Annotated in this window: 4 protein-coding genes; all 4 read right to left on the minus strand. The window is 42.0% G+C overall.

Going from position 1 to position 2,772, the window contains the following annotated elements; translation table 11 throughout:
• Positions 1-6: 6 nt before the first annotated feature.
• From SCRDD08_RS08280 to hprK, 4 genes are read right to left on the minus strand one after another with little or no spacing between them, the layout of a single operon-like run.
• Entirely contained in the window at positions 7-450 is a 444-nt protein-coding gene (locus tag SCRDD08_RS08280) for a YtxH domain-containing protein (protein ID WP_061423198.1), read from the minus strand.
• Between the two features lie 15 nt (positions 451-465).
• Entirely contained in the window at positions 466-861 is a 396-nt protein-coding gene (locus SCRDD08_RS08285; RefSeq protein WP_061423199.1) for a DUF948 domain-containing protein, read from the minus strand.
• 12 nt (positions 862-873) lie between these two features.
• Positions 874-1,653 carry a prolipoprotein diacylglyceryl transferase gene (gene lgt / locus SCRDD08_RS08290; protein ID WP_061423200.1) on the minus strand — a complete coding sequence of 260 codons (780 nt, stop codon included), beginning with the start codon at positions 1,651-1,653 and terminating at the stop codon, positions 874-876.
• Positions 1,646-2,581, minus strand: coding sequence for an HPr(Ser) kinase/phosphatase (gene hprK / locus SCRDD08_RS08295; protein ID WP_048792079.1), 936 nt, complete (start codon positions 2,579-2,581; stop codon positions 1,646-1,648). Before hprK ends, lgt begins: the two co-directional genes overlap by 8 nt.
• Positions 2,582-2,772 lie beyond the last annotated feature (191 nt).

The raw sequence follows: 2,772 nt of genomic DNA on the forward strand, positions 1-2,772 counted from the left end.
TATTTTTTATTTTTCAAGTTCTTCTGTTTCTAAATCAATGATGATTTCTTCGGAAGGGGCTTTTTCTCCTTCTTCCACCACGATATCAGAAATTTCTTCTTCAAGAATTTCCTCTTCTTTTTCAAACTTTTCTTTGATTTCTTGGAATTTATCCTGCGAATAGTCTACTACTGACTTGGTCGTATCCTTAACAGACTCCAATACTGTTTCAGCTGTAATTTCGCCATTTTCAACCTTTTCTTTGGTTTGGTTGATGGCCTTAACAGCCTGATCTGAAAAGTCCTTTACTGATTGGACAACGGCTTCGTGAGTCTTGTCTGGATCTTCACGATAATCGACGACAAAGTCTTGAACTTTTTCAGTGATTTCTTTGCCTTTTTTGCTGGTTAGAAAGTACGCTGCAGCTGCACCAGACACAGCACCTAATAAAAGTGATGAAATTTTTCCCATAGTAAACCTACTTTCTTATTTTTTGAATAATTTTGTAAACAAACGAAGGGCCGTTAGACCTGCTGTTGTTTTGGCTGTCGTGCTTCCTGCTGCGACTGCCTTTTTTCCTAAAACACGCGCCTGATCGTTTAAATCAGAGACTGATTCGGATAAGTCTGCCACCGCATTGAAAAGCGGATCAATCGTTGCTACTTTGTGGTTAATATCATCTGTCAACACATTGACTTTGGCAATCAAATCATTGGTTTGATGCAGGGTAACATTGACATCAGAAGTCAACACTTTGATCGTATTTTCGGTCTCATCCAGCATTTTTGCAGCCTTATCACCGATAGTTTTGACGGTGAGGGTCATGTAGATTAGAAAAACAATCAAAGCGACAGCAACTAAAGTATAAGCAATTTCAAGCATAATATTCTCCTCTCATTCTTGATAATAGGGGGCTTGTTTTTTTCTTTGGTAAATCATAATGCCGATGCCGAGTAAAATCAGAGCTGCAGACAGCCACTGAGATACACGCACACCCAAGAACATGAGACTATCAGTCCGCATACCCTCGATAATCATCCGGCCAAAACCGTACCAAATCAGGTAAAAGGCTGCCAATTCTCCCTGGCGGAAGAATCTAGGGCGGCGGCGTAAAATCAGCAGTAGGGCAAAACCAAGTAAATTCCAAAGGGATTCGTATAAGAAGGTTGGCTGGCGATAAGCACCATCTATGTACATATTGTTGCGGATGAAGGACGGTAGATAATTAAGATTTTTGACCACCGCTCCATAGGCTTCTTGGTTAAAGAAATTGCCCCAACGGCCGATACTCTGAGCGATCAAGACACTAGGCGCTGCAATATCCAAGAAATCAACAGGATTGATCAGCCTTCTTTGTGAAAAGAAATAGAGGACAAGGGCACCAGTGATCAAACCACCGTAAATGGCTAAACCACCATTCCAAATCTGAAAAATCTCAATCAGAGAATGCTTGCCATAATAAGACCATTCAAAAATCACATAGTAAAATCGCGCTCCAAGGATGGCTAAGGGGAAGGCAATCAAAATGAAATCAAGAATATCATCTGGAATCATCTTTTTGCGTGGCGCTTCCTTCATAGCCAAGTAAACGGCTAAAATCAAGCCAGTGACAATGCAAATCGCATACCAACGAATACTAAAGGGACCGACTGAAAAAGCTACTGGATCAAGCATCTTTCACCTCATTCTGGCTAATCAGATTAGTCAGTCGTTCTTCAAAAATCTTGGTGGCATCAAAGCCCATTTCCTTAGCCCGATAGTTCATGGCTGCGGCTTCAATCACGACAGAAATGTTGCGTCCTGTCTTAACTGGGATGCGAATACGAGGAATTCTGACACCGGAAACTTCCAGTTCTTCTGCATTATTACCCAGACGGTCAAAGGTCTTATTAGTATCATAATTTTCAAGATAGACGGCAATCTGTACCTGTGAAGAATCCTTGACCGCACTAGCTCCGTAAAGGCTCATCACATCAATAATACCGACACCACGAATTTCCAAGAGATGGCGAAGAATCTCAGCAGGCTCTCCCCAGAGAGTCATTTCATCCTTGGCAAAGATATCAACCCGGTCATCCGCCACTAACCGATGGCCACGCTTGACTAACTCAAGACCAGTTTCACTTTTACCGATACCACTGTCTCCTTGAATCAGCACGCCCATTCCGTAGATGTCCATTAAAACTCCATGGACACTGGTTCTGACCGCCAAGCGTGAGTCAAGGAAACTAGAAATTTCCCCTGATAAACGACTAGTTGATGTGCGGCTGGTAAGAATCGCGATTTGCTTTTCTTCAGCTGCTCGCCGCATTTCTTCAGGAATCTCCAAATCACGCGCCACAATGACAACTGGCGTTTCTGGCTGAAACATTTTCAGAAGGACTTGATGACGGTTGTGGGATGTCATCTTCATCAGATAAGACCACTCCTTCATCCCAATCAGCTGAATCCGTTCTGGCGTGTAGTAGTCAAAATAGCCGGTCATTTCAAGACCCGGCCGCGAAATATCCGATGTCGAAATCTCCTTTTCTAAGAGGTCATCACTGCCGTAAACGATGCGTAAACGGACTTTTTCAATCAAATCTTTGACCTTTACAGACATTCCCTGCTCCCTTCAAATTTATCTTTCTCTATTATAGCAAATTTTTACCCTAAAAGAGTTTTTAAGATTGGAAATTAAGCAGGATTTTTCCCTAGATGCTTATGAAAACATATCTCAGCCATCAAAAAGGCCAGTCAAAACAACTAGCCAATCCATTTTTTGAGAATTCTTTTTTGATTTCGAAAGCAAGG

It is taken from the genome of Streptococcus cristatus, assembly GCF_001578775.1.
Classification (GTDB): Bacteria; Bacillota; Bacilli; order Lactobacillales; family Streptococcaceae; genus Streptococcus; species Streptococcus cristatus_A.